This window comes from Polynucleobacter sp. AP-Feld-500C-C5 (assembly GCF_018882265.1).
Classification (GTDB): Bacteria; Pseudomonadota; Gammaproteobacteria; order Burkholderiales; family Burkholderiaceae; genus Polynucleobacter.
The window spans coordinates 199,584-214,107 of the sequence record NZ_JACVOW010000021.1 but is presented as its reverse complement, the minus strand read 5'-3'; the positions used below and the strand labels follow the sequence as shown (position 1 = coordinate 214,107).

Below are 14,524 nucleotides of genomic sequence, written 5' to 3'. Positions count from 1 at the left end.
GCTTAGTCTACCAGCGATGCAATATAAATTACGTCCTCTTCAAGGAGTTCTGGATAAATTGGCAAGGAAATTATTTCCAATTGATTTTTATAGCTTTCCAGAAAATCTTCTTTAGTACTGTTTAAGTAACTGTAGGCTGGTAAAAATGGAAGTGCAATTGGATAATTAATCGATGCCATCACCCCATTGCGCCTTAACTTTTTTAGTAATGAATCTCTAGTTTTGCTTTTTACTACATATAAATGCCATACATGTGTTCTGCCATCTTTCGTAAATGGCAAGGCCAATTGTTTATTTACTAAATATTTTTCATAGTAATCGGCAACTACAATCCGTTTTTTATTCCAACCTTCTAAGTGAGGCAACTTAACAGATAAGATTGCCGCCTGTAATCCATCCATCCTACTATTTATACCTTCAATTTGATGCTCCCCTTTTGTTAAACCTCCGTGGCGACAATACATTGCCATCCGGGTTGCTAAATTATCATCATTAGTAATAATTGCACCCGCATCGCCCATTGCGCCAAGATTTTTTCCTGGGTAAAAAGAAAAAGATCCAGCGTCGCCAATAGAGCCTACTTTTTGCCCCTTGTAGGTTGCTAAATGCGCTTGTGCGCAATCCTCGAGGACCCATAAGTTATGTTTTTTAGCAATCGCCATAATTTCATCCATATCAGCTGGTTGCCCATATAAATGCACTGGAATAATGCCAACTGTATTAGCACTTATTTTGGCCTCAATTAGTTTTGTATTAATAGTAAACGTATCTGCATTTGTATCGCAGAAAACTACTTTACCACCCGCCTGAGTCACTGTTTCAGAGGTCGATATCCATGAATGTGCAGGGACTATAACCTCATCTCCAGGAATAACACCAAGTGCCCTCATGGCAATATATAGTGAATCAGTTCCATTTCCGCAAGAAATTGTGTGCTTAATTCCAAGGAGCTTCGAAAATTCATTTTCAAAATTTTCTACAAAGGACCCTCTAATAAATGCCGATGAATTTATTACATTTTGAATTGCCGCATCAATCTCTTCTTTTATTGAAATATACTGACCATACAAATCAACAAAGGGTATTATTTTTTTAGTCATTAACTGCTCTTATATATTTAGCTGGATTACCAAGATATATTCCTGGATTGAGAATATCTTTAGTAACAACTGAACCCGCTCCAATTACCACATCACTACAAATCTTAACAGGCAGTATTGTTGAATTTGTTCCTACTGATACCCTATCCCCCAGTATTGTTGCCTTCCATTTTAGCCTATCACCCCCTGCTGGACCACCGTCTGCGAATAAGTCATTAACAAACATTACTCCATGAGAAATAAAACAATTCTTACCAATTGTCACCATTTCACATATAAAGGCATGAGATTGAATTTTAGTTCCATCACCGATAGTGACATCTTTTTGAATTTCAACAAATGGACCAACAAAAACATTATCCCCTAAGTTACAGTCATACAAGTTGCTTGGATTTATAACGACTAAGTTTTTCCCAAATTTAACATTTTTTATACCACTATTCTTATTTACTGGCTTTTTTCTAAAAAAAAATAAGGAGTTTGTTAGGATCATCTTTTTACCCCTAGCTTATTATTGTAGTTTTGCTTTCCAAGCACAACTTCTTTATTTGTAATGATTGATTCATAAATTGCATTAATCAACTCAACACTTTTTCTACCCTGAATTCCATCAACCACCTCAAAGAGATTTTTATTGTTTAGACTATCAACAATATTTTGTAAATAAGATTTGTGGCCAAAACCATACACATCGGGTGGATTTGTGGAATACCTCTCAGCCACATCAAAATCATCAGGTTCAGAATTTGTAAACTGCCATACACTCATTTTATTTACTGCAAACCCTGAAATTTCAACTGTTCCATGCTCACCAAGAATAGAAATGGACCCCTCCAAATTATTAGGCCTTGTTGCAGTTGTTGCCTCAATTATTCCAATTGCGCCAGATTCAAAATTTAAAACAACTACGGCAGTATCTTCAGACTCTATGTTGGCTAACGCAGTTATTCCTTTTGCAAACACGGACTTAACTGGGCCCATCATCCACTCGAGTAAATCAATATGATGACTAGCTTGATTAGATAAAACACCCCCATCCAATTTCCAAGTTCCTCTCCATGGATCTTGACTGTAATAATTGTGATCCCTGCACCATCGAACCCTGACAGTTCCCATTGTCAATCTTCCAAATCGATTATTTTCAATAGCTTGTCTTAACTTAATTACGGGCAAATTGAATCGATTTTGTTTTACAACAAATAGCTTAATTCCAGCCTGGTCGCATGCTTTTATCATTGAATCAGCATCAGGCAATGTAAGAGCCATGGGCTTTTCAACGATGATATGCTTACCATAACCGGCCAACTCGATTACATGATCGGCATGATTGCCACTTTCTGTCAAAACTACAAATATATCAATGGCAGCTTTCTTAGCCATTTGATGCATATCAGTAAAATAGCTGACATCATATTTGGATCCAAATGACTCTGCACGATCAAGTTTAATATCGCATACAGCGACCAGTGTTGCCCCGCTTATTGCACCGGAACACAGTAAATCTGCGTGTCTTTTAGCAATTCGCCCGCACCCAACAAGACCAAATTTAATCATTAACTCTCACTTATTAAAATATTACGAAACACTAAGATATCTGATTATTTCGCCTTCAAAAGTAAAATTATTATTAATTTTATTTAAGGATCCCTGCAAAAAATATGAGGATGTAATACCAATCAAATCATCCACAGAACAAAAGCACGCATTACCCGACTTCAATTCCTCAATGAGTCCAGGATTCATTGAGCAGATGATAGGCTTTCCGTAATATAAGAATTCAAATAACTTAGTGGAGGCCGAAAAACTCTGGTTAACGCTAGTATTTTCATACAGCACAATTCCCGCCAAGCATCTTTCAGCATAACCCAATACCTCTTCATTAGGCATTGAGCCCAATAGCTTTACGTTAGGCGGAAGAATGAGTGATGAATTATGTAACTCCTCAGCACCGCTTCCAATTACATAGATATCAACTTGATTTGCAACGGAAAATTTAATCACCTTTTCAAAATCAACTAAGTTATTTATCCGTCCCGCCAGCAACAGAAAATTTTCAGACCTCAAATCCATATTTCTATTAGTTGACATAGGAAAATGTCGATAAAATTTGAGTGTTGATTTTTTTCCAATGCTTCTACCTTCTAAATATCTTTTTCTATGCTCAGAGTGAACAACAATAATTAAATTAGAAATTATTGAGATTAAATTTAATACCTTTAATTTTATAGATAAGTTTAAGACCTTAATCAGACCCATAATCTCAAATTTTAAAATAGAGAAAAAGGAATTCTTATACATTTTTCTGTAAATTAACCTCTCACTTCTAAGGGCTTTAGTGTCAATATGATACATTTCAAAGGCAATGACCATTAATGATTTTAAATTCCCCATCAAACCAATTATCAATGCGGCCAATAAATCCACCCAAAGTAATGGATCACAAATAGTTAAGCTAATATTTTTTTTTCTTAATAAACTAATAATAAAAAATGTATTAACTTTTTTGGCACATAATTTTGCAGTAAAATAATTTAACCTTGCGTTATGCACCTTATTTACATATTTATTTTTCTTATAAAAATTCATAGGCTTTATTTATGATTAAATTCAATTCTTATTATAACAATTATTCAAATCAAAAAATTTTAGTCACTGGAGGTGCTGGTGCAATTGGCTCCAATCTTGTGAAAATTTTGCTTGATAACAATGCGAACGTTACTGTTATTGATAATTTGTCTTCAGGCTCAAAAGATAACTTAGATATGAAAAGCAATAATCTTACTTTTATTGAAGGTGATATTAATAATGTTGACGCTTTAGATATTGCACTGTCTGAAAATCCAGCCTATGTATTCCATTTGGCTGCAAATTTTGCAAATCAGAATTCGGTTGATCACCCTTTTGATGATATGAATACCAACATAGGGGGCACAATTAAACTACTAGAGCTTTTAAAAAAGAATGAAAATCTTCGCAGATTTATCTACACTTCGTCATCTTGTGTTTATGGACAAGCATCCGTTATTATCGATGAATTTACTCCGATCGATTTAAGCACCCCGTACTCTATCTCAAAACTAACAGCAGAATATTACGTAAACTATTATCAAAATTTCTGCAAGATGCCCACAACTATTCTTAGATATTTCAATTCATATGGGCCTGGAGAGCATTCTGGAGCTTATCGTAATGTTATCCCCAATTTCATTTCACTCGCGCTTAATAAGCAGCCTTTGCCAATTTATGGCGATGGATCTGATAAACGATGCTTTACCTATGTTACCGATATATGTAATGGAACGTTATTATCTGCGGCCACTGATGCATCAATATCTAAGACCTTAAATATTGGCTCCTCCAATGAGGTTTCAATAATTAATCTTGCAAATTTAATAAACGAACTAACCTGTAACCAATCCCCCCATGTATTCTTACCTCGTAGACAATGGGATCACATCCATCAGAGATTGCCATCATGCAAAATGGCTGAGGATTTATTTTCTTACACCCCCTCTCATTCATTTGAGGCAGGATTAGCCAAAACTATTAACTGGTTCAAATCTACCAATCTATATTAAGGCATCTAAGTTATGAACTTTAATCAAATTTGCGTTATCGGACTGGGATACATAGGATTACCTACAAGTCTTTTGTTTGCAAAAAATGGACTCAAAGTAATTGGTGTAGACACCAATCAATCGATTTTAAATACTCTGAGCTTGGGCCTGCCCCCAATTCAAGAATATGGTATTGAAAACCTAATTGAGCATGCCATTTCTAAGCAATTGTTGGTGCCAAGAAGTAAGCCAGAATCATCCGATGCTTTTATTATTGCCGTGCCGACGCCATTTGTATATGATTCAAGCAACCCCAGTTCAATCCCCTCGCCTGACATTAGTTTTATATATGCCGCATGTAATTCAATTGCCCCCGTATTGAAAAAGGGCGATTTAGTAATTCTCGAATCAACTTCTCCAGTTGGTACCTCTGACCTCATATCCAAGCAATTGGAAAAATTAAGGCCAGATTTGAAATTACCTCATAGCCATTCTGAAGCCTCTGATATTTTCATTGCATACTGTCCTGAGAGAGTTATTCCAGGAAATATATTTCAAGAGCTAGTTTTCAATGATCGGATAATTGGAGGCATAACCCCCGCCTCTGCAGAGATTGCCACTAGCCTATATAAATTATTCGTAAGGGGTCGATGCATATCTACCGATTCAAAAACTGCAGAATTATGCAAATTAGCTGAAAATGCTTACAGAGATGTAAATATAGGTTTTGCCAATGAATTATCGATAGTAGCCTCTGAATACGGCATAAATGCAAACGAATTAATTCACATATCAAATTTACATCCACGCGTAAATATTTTGCAACCCGGTATTGGAGTTGGAGGTCACTGCATTGCTGTTGATCCCTGGTTTATTGTCAAAGATTTTCCAGATCAAACTCCAATAATTCAAGCGGCGCGGAAAACCAATGATCTCAGGCCGAAATGGATATCATCTAAAATACGTACTGCCATCGATTCATTCGCCGCCAAATCTCCTCATAAAGAAATTTCGATCTGCATTTTAGGCTTAAGCTACAAACCAGATGTTGATGATCTAAGGGAAAGTCCAGCCGTACTAATTGCAAAAGAGCTTTGCAATATTTTTGCTGGAAAAATTAGTATCGCCGAGCCTTTTGTATCAAAATTGCCTGACGAATTATGCTCTACAAGCAACCTAATAAATTTCGAAGAAGCCTTAAATAGTTGTGACATTCTAGTCTTGCTAGTTCCCCATAAATTATTTCTCGATGAAATATCAAAAGAAAGTTTAGAGTCTAAATGCATAATTGACCCCGCTAATTTTCTATTAAGTAAAACTTTTTATGATGAAAAATCTCAACGTCATTAATTATTTGATAGCACTTTTTGGAAACTTTACCTCGTTGATACATCATATAACTTAGTTTTATTACACCACCAATAAATTAATTATTGAAAATAATTGATCAAAATATCAACAATTGCTTTCGATGTGTTTCCATCGCCATAGGGGTAAGATTTTTTTGCTAATGACAGATAGTAATCCTGATCATTCAATAATTTACTCACTTCCGTCACAATTGCATTTTTTTCGGTTCCGATTAACTTAACTGTTCCAGATTTTAAGGATTCAGGACGCTCCGTCTCTTTCCTCAATACAAGAAGAGGTTTACCCAAGGCGGGCGCCTCCTCTTGTATTCCACCTGAGTCACTAAGGATAATGTGAGCCCTATTCATTACCCCCACAAACTGACTATATTCCAAAGGGTCAGATAGAATTATTCTTTGTGAATTACTACAGTAAGTTTGTATTGTGTTTTTTGTATTTGGGTTTGGGTGAACTGAAATTAGTACTTGTACATTATCATTACTGCCAACAATTTCATTTATTGCGTTACAGATAGAAACTAATGGCTCTCCAAAATTCTCCCTACGATGCACAGTAACTAAAATTAATTTTTTATTTGGATCAAGATTAATTGAGTCCAACTCAATTTTATTTCGAGATTTAATTAAGAGGGAGTCGATTACTGAATTACCTACGATGAAAATATCTTGCGCCAATACTCCTTCTGAAATTAAATTATTGCATGCACTTTGTGTAGGCGCAAAATGCCATTTAGATATTTTAGATGTAAATACTCGGTTCATTTCCTCCGGAAATGGGCTTAGAAAATTTCCAGTTCGTAAGCCCGCTTCAACATGCCCGAATGGTATTTTTTTATAGAAACATACAAGTGACGCTGCAAATACCGTAGTAGTATCCCCCTGAGCCAATACCGCATCAGGCCGCACTGATTCAAAAACTTTACTAAGCTCTAATAATAGATGTGCATTTAATTCAACCAAATCCTGATTTGGCCTCATTAGATTTAAATCTATGTCAGCTAAAATTGCAAAATCTCGAAAAACTCCATCAAGCAGCTCACGATGCTGAGCAGTTGCAACTACTATTACCTCAAAAAACGGAGAACTTTTCAATCCAAGAATGATGGGCGCCATTTTAATCGCCTCTGGTCTTGTGCCAACTACACAAATAATTTTATTTTTTTTCAATTTTTTATTTCATGGAAAATATTAAACTTATTAGTAGCGAAAAAATTTCGAACCAATCATTGGGCATTTAAAGTTACTATGTTAGTGAACGACTCCATTTTTCCTTTAACATTAAGGTAACCTTACCGTCGATAACCTCTAAGATATAATCACAATTTGAAAGAATGGAGAGTCGATGAGAAGCTATAAATATAGTTATATTCTTATTCAACCCATATATTGATTCCATAATTAAATTTTCCGTATGAACGTCTAGAGAGCTTGTTGCTTCATCCATTATCAAGAGCTGAGATTTTTTATACAGGGCCCTTGCAATTCCAATTCTTTGCCTCTGCCCACCAGACAACCTACCTCCGCCCTCACCAATAACTTGATCAACACCTTTTTCATAATTTGCTACCAAGTCTGTTAATTTCGACAATTCAATTGAATGCAAAAGAAGAGTGTAGTCAATTTTCTCTTTAGGGATTCCGAGTGCTATATTTTCAGCAATTGTTCCATCTATTAAAAAAACGCTCTGAGGAACATGAGAGATATTTTTTTGCCAAGATATAGTGTTATTTTTGTCTAGTGCATTATTGCCTACCACTATTTCTCCGACGGTAGGGGTCAGTAACCCCATTAATAAATCTAAAAAAGTACTTTTACCGCTTCCGGAAGGACCAATCACGCCAACTCTAGCACCCATTGGTATGCGTAAATTTATGTCATGAAGAATTAACTGGTCTGAATTTTTATAGTGAAAAGATAAATTAATAAATTTGATCGCATCCTCAAATTTTACTGAAGATAGGCAATTTTCAATTCTATGATGATTTGTATTTCTATTTAATAAAATTAATGCCTCTTGCAATGATGTTATGTTGGCATGCAGATTTATGTATGCTTGGTAGCCTTGCTGAAAAACAGGCATTAATTTCTGAATAGCAAAAGCAATTGCTCCAAGAAGTGGAAGTATATTAGATAAATTATTACTTCTTGAGTTGGCAAAAAACACTGCAATCGCAATGCCAACTGTGGCAATCGACTCTATTAAATATCGCGGGCTTTGCCCAATAAAATTGTTACTACCTTGAGCTTGCTTGAGAGAGAGATCCGCACTTCTATAAGAAGAAATGTAGTAGCGCTGATATCCCCCCATTAGTACATCCCTAATACCCCCAAGCCCCTCTTGTATTATTTTTAATGTCTTCGTGCTGTTTTTTGCAATTTCTAGACTGCAATCTTGAGTTTTATTCTTAACAATAGATATGATCGTAATATAAAGAGAAATTGTTGAAGTGAAAATAAATAATGTCAATATTGGATTGACATATAACAGAGATCCAAGGATTGCAATTAATATTGCAGTGGAGCTTACTAAGGCCATACAAGGCATAAATGCTCCAGTTATTACACAATCGATTTTTGCTGTAATTCCAGATATCAACCTACTAGAGTTGTCTAATTTATGTTCCTCGTAATCTAAAAATAATGCATTCTCAAACATTTTTAGGCTCAGCCCTGAACCAACCCTAAAAGAAAGACTTATCACTGCCCATAACAATACCAGCCTTAGTGCGGCAGCCAAAATAACAGCCATCACAAATATTAATGTCAAAACTGCAGCAACATTCACCAAACTTAAATTTAAATTCAATAAAGAAAATAACTCTGCGATCATTAAGTTATTTATTACTTTATCAGGCTGACTTATTAAGGCCATAAATGGAATTACAGAACTGACACTAATTGCCTCTGCAAGGGCTGTAAACACCATAAGGAATATAACTATAAAAGTATATTTTTTGTATTTCTTATCAATAAATTTCCATAGCCCTAAAAGGATTTTCCAAAGCGAAGTCTTCATGAGTTTTATAAAAATAAATTATCAGGATATTTAAATGAAGATTTAATTTTAAAGATCCTTAAAGCTGATGAAATTCTGTATAGTATAAAACCCTTAGTCCAAGCAGTGATTGCATTATCTCGCCCCAAAACACCAATAAGCAGATAGTTAAAAATAAATATGTTATTAATAATATTATTAACATATTTAAATCTAGGAACAAGAACTAATAATCGATTATCAATTGCTCCATTATCCTCAGAAATTAGTAACTTTCTACTGTCGTTGTAACTCATTCCGATTCTTGAGTTATGAAATTCATGCCCTAATGCATCATCTTCATCGGATATGTCCTCCTCCGCATACATACCCAAGCAAATTAATTTGTTGTTATAGATTCCGCGCTCTCCTGGAATTCTTCTAATATTTCTTTCGCCTTCATATACTACATGTTCAGTATAGATAAGGACTTGATTCCGAATTCTAGGGTAGATGTGCTCTTTCAAGAACCCTATGTCCCACAAAAATTTTGATAGGCCTTGTTTCTTTCTCCACCTATCCCATAATTTTGTTATTTGTAAATTAGCATTACGTGCGCCCCATAATCCCCCTAAAATTACATGTCTTGAGCCTGGATTATCTCTACAAATATGATACTTAAATCCGCTAGTCATCCAATCGTTAATTAGCGAAATATCTCGAGCAAATATTCTAGTATCACAATCTCTAATAATCACTGCATCGTGACCTTCCATCATAGGGAGCATTCTCCATAGAATTCCTTGGTATGGATATTCTTCTTTTAGTATTACCAAATCTACATTAATAGAAGATCGAAGCTTTTCTTGAAATTCTTTTGGCAAGTAGTCTGCACAATAGACGCGTACAATCCATTCGGGCAGTAAATTCTTTGCAATTTCAATATTAGCAAGCAATCCTTTTTGATAAATTAACTCTCTACCAAATATAGAATAACTTAAAATTTTCATAATATGCCTATTATTAACCTAGGATAATAATTCAAAAAATATTTTGATTATTTTCATACCAAGTTTTAGATAATTTTGAATAGCCTCCATATACAATAAAGGGCGCTCTAATATCTATTGCATTAGAATGGTCACTAATTACTTGCGATGAAACTAATTCTAAAATCTCATCTGAGGTATTATCAACAACCTCTAGTCCATTGGAACGCAATATAGCCCCATTCTCCTCCAAAAGCATTCCTTTGGGTATTTTTTTAAAAGGAATAATTTTTCCATTTTCACAATATTTTTTAAGTATATAAATTCCCTGAGAAAATTGAGGTTTTATTCCTATTGGGAACCAATTATGTATAAGAATTTTTTTGTTAAACATAAGTCCAACGCAAATTATTCCAGAATTTGATGTTAATAAAAACTCACAATTTTTTATTAACATCAAATCTATACTCTTATCTTCTGTATTAGTGTCATCAAAATCGATATATGAACCAGCCGGCAATTCAATTTCATCTTCAACGTGATTTCTTCCTACCCTAACAACTTGATAGCCCATTTCTACTAAGTATTCAATTGACGGCAGAAGTGTCTTAAAATCAGAATTTCTATAAGTATCAACTACTTTATCGCCATGATATTCGCTATCTCTTGAGAATACACAAACATATGGTTTTTTTAAATTGTTTTCATGGGCCCACTGCACAAATGCTTCCTGATGCTGGGGAATGGCATCACAATTTGGTACAGGGAAATTTTCATACCACATTCTATATCGAGTACCATATTCTTTAAACTCATTACTATGATGAATGGAATAGGTATTGGCTAAATATCGATCCAATAAAAAACGCGGCATAAATCTTGAGTGAGAAATTCTATAAAAAATACTAGATAACACCCTACTATTAATTAGAATTATTTTATATTTTTTCTTCAGCTCATTAACCATAGTCAACAGAGCTGGTTCACTATGACATTTTTTTCGATTGTAAAACAGAATTACAGTTGAAATGGGCTTGTCGATATTAAAGTACAGCCAAGGATTTAATATAACATGGCCTATACTCTCTCTAACAAGCCCAAACTTCAAAATTACTATTCCTTGACTATATAACTTGCTTTTGTTGCAAATGGGAATCTCTGAATTCTGACATTACCAATACCCAAAACATCATCCACAAACTTACCTACACCCGGACTACCCTCATATCCAAGGCTTGCAAAATGAACTACCGCTCCCTTAGGCATTCTTGGCCAAACTTCTTTTAATACGATTTTTTCTACTTCATACAAACTGATTTGCATGTTGAGCAATCTTACTGGCGTACCTGGATTATCCTTGAGAAATTTTGGAACTGTTTCAATAGCGTTTCCACTAATCAGCTCAATAGTATTAAACTGGTTAAACAATCGACTTTTATTAAACAATTCGACAGACCTCTCCAGATTTTTTAAAGATGAGACCTTCGGAATAGTTTTGATACTTGAGTTTAAATACTCACCATCCAGTTCTGATACGTCTTTATAGTCATCTACACCATAAGTATCAAATCCATAGATTTTAGAAATGTAATTTCTCGGTTCATAATTTTCTTGAAGATGGGCAAAGCTAAACATTGTATTGCCCTCAAGTACACCAATCTGCAATATTGAACCCTGTATTTCTTTAATCAAATTATATATATGAATAAATGTGAGCACTCTAGTAAATTCATTAGTCCTTACATACCTCGGCCAGTTGTACATTGCCATTGCAGGATCAAAATTTGCAGCGTCCTTATATTGCTCAATGTAATCCGATAATATCGCAACCTCTTGCTCCCTAAAATTCCTTAAATCAGAATTAAAATGCTTTTCAAATTCTTTCATTACAAGCTCCGTTTATTTTTGTGACACAAACTGCAATTAGATAATGGGCCATTGGGAAATATCCCGTGTGAACTACTTCATCATTCATTGAAAACATAAATACATTTTGATAATACCCCAGCAAGAATTCCTTAAAACTATCCCCACTAAGACAGTTTATATGCCCATCCTTACTTAGCTTAGATGCATATTTTTGTGATTCCAGCGATGGTATACCAAGTATACATACTCCGGAATCGGCTAACGATCTATTTATGTAACTCATAAATTGGTCAGCATTCTTAGGATCAATTTTCTCAAATAAATCTACTGCAAACACAGCCGAATATTCTTTCACTGGCTTTTCATTTAATATGTTTGCATTCAAAAAATTTATTTTTTCTTTATAAGGATTTTTATTTTTTGCATTATCGATAAAGGTAGTATCTATATCAATAGCATCTAAATGACCCACAACCGAAGCAATGATTGGCGAATAAAAACCATCGCCACACCCAATCTCCAATACTTCATTTTTACCTGTTAGCATTTTTGATATAAATTTATACCTTGATAAGGTAAACAGCATGTGTTTAGGATCATTTAAATAATCAAATCCTGCTATCATCCCCATTTCAAGCCTTGGGCTTTCATATATTGATTGGTAGTTTTTATTTTTAAAATTCATAATTAATTAAAAAAAGTTTCAAACTCATAGTCTACCAAAGATATAACTTTTAATTTACTAATTTTTATTAAGTTTTTCTTTTGATCAATAAATATGTTGTTGATATTCTCTAAATCTATATTAGCTATCAGATTTTTGCTTAGGCTGTATTTGTCTACATCGACTTTTGTTTTGGAATGCAAATTATCTATATACAACTCAAAATTTTCCAACATAAAATTTTCCAGTTGATAATTTCTTGCAGCCACATCAAATAAAGTATCCCCCTCTAAAATAGGTGTTCTTACTCTAGCAAGAATTATTCCTGCATCTATTTCATGATTGATTGCATGAACTGTTACTCCAACACCCATAGCCTTGATAATGCTCCACTTAAAAGCATCTAACCCTCTATTTTCGGGTAATAGTCCGGGATGAGCATTCAGTATTATTCGACCATCAATAATTTCTTTAGGAATTATTTTTGATATACATGTAATGTAAATCGTATCATTAGTATTTTTAGGCAATGAATTTAGCGTATCGTTCATTTCCCATGAAGAAATTTTAATGAGATCAGCTCCAATTTCCTTGCAAGTTGAATAAAGATCTCCTTCAAGCAACTGGTGAGGCCTTTCCTCAAATGTTTCTATTTTATTTTTGAATTTTCTTTTAAATGGGAACCCCATTACAGTAACAGAATACCCCTTAAAAATCAGTTTTTTAGCTAAATCTATGGTTTTTACGTGGGGTACCTCGTAACTAAATAAGTAGACTTTTTTATTCATTCATTTTTTTTAAATGATGTTCAACCTTATATAGCGCTTTTGCAATATCATCAGCCTCTTTCAATCCATAGTTTTCATTTAAATATATACAGAATGAACTATCTCTAATTTTTTTTGCATTCGTTGGCTCAAAGTCATCATTCAAATAGTCTTTTACCCAGGGCCATTCCTGTACAAAATATTTATAATGTGGATTTAAAGGGATACCTTCGCAAAGTACATAATTTGCAATTTTTATTTTTTTTTCGCTATTCTCACTTCTACATATAATTGGAAATATAAATGGTGCAAAATTATCATCAATATTGTATGAAGAAAACATCTGAGAATTTGATAGACGATCCCTCAACTGGTATATGAACTCTCTGCGCATAAAATTAACTTCATTTAACCTTTTGAGCGAGGCAATTCCAATGGCACATGCAATTTCATTTGAATGAAAGTTTAATGCTGGGAATAGATATCCAGATGGATCGCGATCATTAAAGTCTTCCCTCCACCTAGGTTTACCTCTGTCAGCATATGCACATGCTAGATTATATAAATCTAGTCTCTTAGTATAGACAATACCACCGCAAGGCCCTGTTGTGTGGCCCTTTCTATACATAGTCGAGAAAGCTGCTATATCCCCAAAACTTCCTACTTGCCTACCATTTACAAGCGCACCATGAGACTGCGAGCAATCCTCTATGACAGGAACATTAACTGATTTAGCCCAGTCGACTATCTTATCAACTTCAGATGGCTCTCCGATTGAATGCACAATAATTATTGCCTTAACTTTACCGTCATATCTCGCAGCGACCTGCTCAATGCATGAGTTATATGAGCCGGGCCTACTATCAATTAGCTTAGGTATTAAGCCATTAAGAATGATGGCGTTTATAGTCCCAGGATCAGTAATTGGTGATACCAGTACACATGATCCCTTGGGCAATTGCAATGCAGAGATTGCTATATAGAGCGCAGCAGTTCCAGAAGATACAGCATCTGCATATCCATCACCGCCCATGAAATTTACAAAATCTCGACTATACCTTTTTTCATATTCCCCTTCGTAGCAGGGATCTTGCCCAATGTCTTGGTAATAGTTTAGACACTCATCTATGAGCGCCCTTTCTAGCGGACCCAATGATTTTCTTATGGGCATTGGGTTTTGTCTAGTTGCCCTACCGCCGTAAAACGCTAACTTATTCATGAAATTTGAAATGTA

Annotated in this window: 14 protein-coding genes; 2 read left to right on the top strand and 12 right to left on the bottom strand. The window is 34.6% G+C overall.

What is annotated here, in order from left to right; genetic code table 11:
- Positions 1–2: 2 nt before the first annotated feature.
- From ICN21_RS06110 to ICN21_RS06095, 4 genes are read right to left on the bottom strand one after another with little or no spacing between them, the layout of a single operon-like run.
- Positions 3–1,100 (bottom strand): DegT/DnrJ/EryC1/StrS aminotransferase family protein, encoded by a 1,098-nt coding sequence (locus ICN21_RS06110; RefSeq protein ID WP_216177566.1) that lies wholly within the window; start codon positions 1,098–1,100, stop codon positions 3–5.
- Complete coding sequence (locus tag ICN21_RS06105) at positions 1,093–1,593, bottom strand: acyltransferase (protein WP_216177564.1); 501 nt, start codon at positions 1,591–1,593, stop codon at positions 1,093–1,095. Before ICN21_RS06105 ends, ICN21_RS06110 begins: the two co-directional genes overlap by 8 nt.
- Positions 1,590–2,654, bottom strand: coding sequence for a Gfo/Idh/MocA family protein (locus tag ICN21_RS06100; protein WP_216177561.1), 1,065 nt, complete (start codon positions 2,652–2,654; stop codon positions 1,590–1,592). The genes ICN21_RS06105 and ICN21_RS06100 overlap by 4 nt, the downstream gene beginning before the upstream one ends.
- A gap of 21 nt (positions 2,655–2,675) precedes the next feature.
- Positions 2,676–3,686, bottom strand: a complete 1,011-nt coding sequence (locus ICN21_RS06095) for a hypothetical protein (protein WP_216177560.1) — start codon at positions 3,684–3,686, stop codon at positions 2,676–2,678.
- An 11-nt stretch (positions 3,687–3,697) separates the two neighbouring features.
- Between ICN21_RS06095 and ICN21_RS06090 the strand changes: the two genes are divergently transcribed.
- Together ICN21_RS06090 and wecC are read left to right on the top strand one after the other, a co-directional pair.
- Positions 3,698–4,678, top strand: a complete 981-nt coding sequence (locus ICN21_RS06090; protein ID WP_216177558.1) for an NAD-dependent epimerase/dehydratase family protein — start codon at positions 3,698–3,700, stop codon at positions 4,676–4,678.
- A 12-nt stretch (positions 4,679–4,690) separates the two neighbouring features.
- Complete coding sequence (wecC, locus tag ICN21_RS06085; protein ID WP_216177556.1) at positions 4,691–6,007, top strand: UDP-N-acetyl-D-mannosamine dehydrogenase; 1,317 nt, start codon at positions 4,691–4,693, stop codon at positions 6,005–6,007.
- Positions 6,008–6,087: 80 nt separating this feature from the next.
- Here the strand turns inward: wecC and wecB are convergent, their stop codons facing one another.
- The 8 genes from wecB to ICN21_RS06045 all read right to left on the bottom strand — a co-directional run bounded on the left by wecB (position 6,088) and on the right by ICN21_RS06045 (position 14,509).
- Entirely contained in the window at positions 6,088–7,194 is a 1,107-nt protein-coding gene (gene wecB, locus ICN21_RS06080) for a non-hydrolyzing UDP-N-acetylglucosamine 2-epimerase (RefSeq protein ID WP_216177555.1), read from the bottom strand.
- 76 nt (positions 7,195–7,270) lie between these two features.
- Positions 7,271–9,043 (bottom strand): ABC transporter ATP-binding protein, encoded by a 1,773-nt coding sequence (locus ICN21_RS06075; RefSeq protein ID WP_216177554.1) that lies wholly within the window; start codon positions 9,041–9,043, stop codon positions 7,271–7,273.
- Between the two features lie 5 nt (positions 9,044–9,048).
- The gene (locus tag ICN21_RS06070; RefSeq protein ID WP_216177552.1) at positions 9,049–10,011 is read right to left on the bottom strand and encodes a hypothetical protein; all 963 of its coding nucleotides are present in this window, start codon (positions 10,009–10,011) and stop codon (positions 9,049–9,051) included.
- A gap of 31 nt (positions 10,012–10,042) precedes the next feature.
- Entirely contained in the window at positions 10,043–11,098 is a 1,056-nt protein-coding gene (locus tag ICN21_RS06065; protein WP_216177550.1) for a TIGR04372 family glycosyltransferase, read from the bottom strand.
- Between the two features lie 5 nt (positions 11,099–11,103).
- Entirely contained in the window at positions 11,104–11,877 is a 774-nt protein-coding gene (locus ICN21_RS06060; protein WP_216177548.1) for a hypothetical protein, read from the bottom strand.
- The gene (locus ICN21_RS06055) at positions 11,864–12,544 is read right to left on the bottom strand and encodes a class I SAM-dependent methyltransferase (RefSeq protein ID WP_216177546.1); all 681 of its coding nucleotides are present in this window, start codon (positions 12,542–12,544) and stop codon (positions 11,864–11,866) included. The genes ICN21_RS06060 and ICN21_RS06055 overlap by 14 nt, the downstream gene beginning before the upstream one ends.
- A gap of 2 nt (positions 12,545–12,546) precedes the next feature.
- Positions 12,547–13,311, bottom strand: a complete 765-nt coding sequence (locus ICN21_RS06050; RefSeq protein WP_216177544.1) for a formyltransferase family protein — start codon at positions 13,309–13,311, stop codon at positions 12,547–12,549.
- Positions 13,304–14,509, bottom strand: a complete 1,206-nt coding sequence (locus tag ICN21_RS06045; RefSeq protein WP_216177542.1) for a DegT/DnrJ/EryC1/StrS family aminotransferase — start codon at positions 14,507–14,509, stop codon at positions 13,304–13,306. Before ICN21_RS06045 ends, ICN21_RS06050 begins: the two co-directional genes overlap by 8 nt.
- Positions 14,510–14,524: the final 15 nt, after the last annotated feature.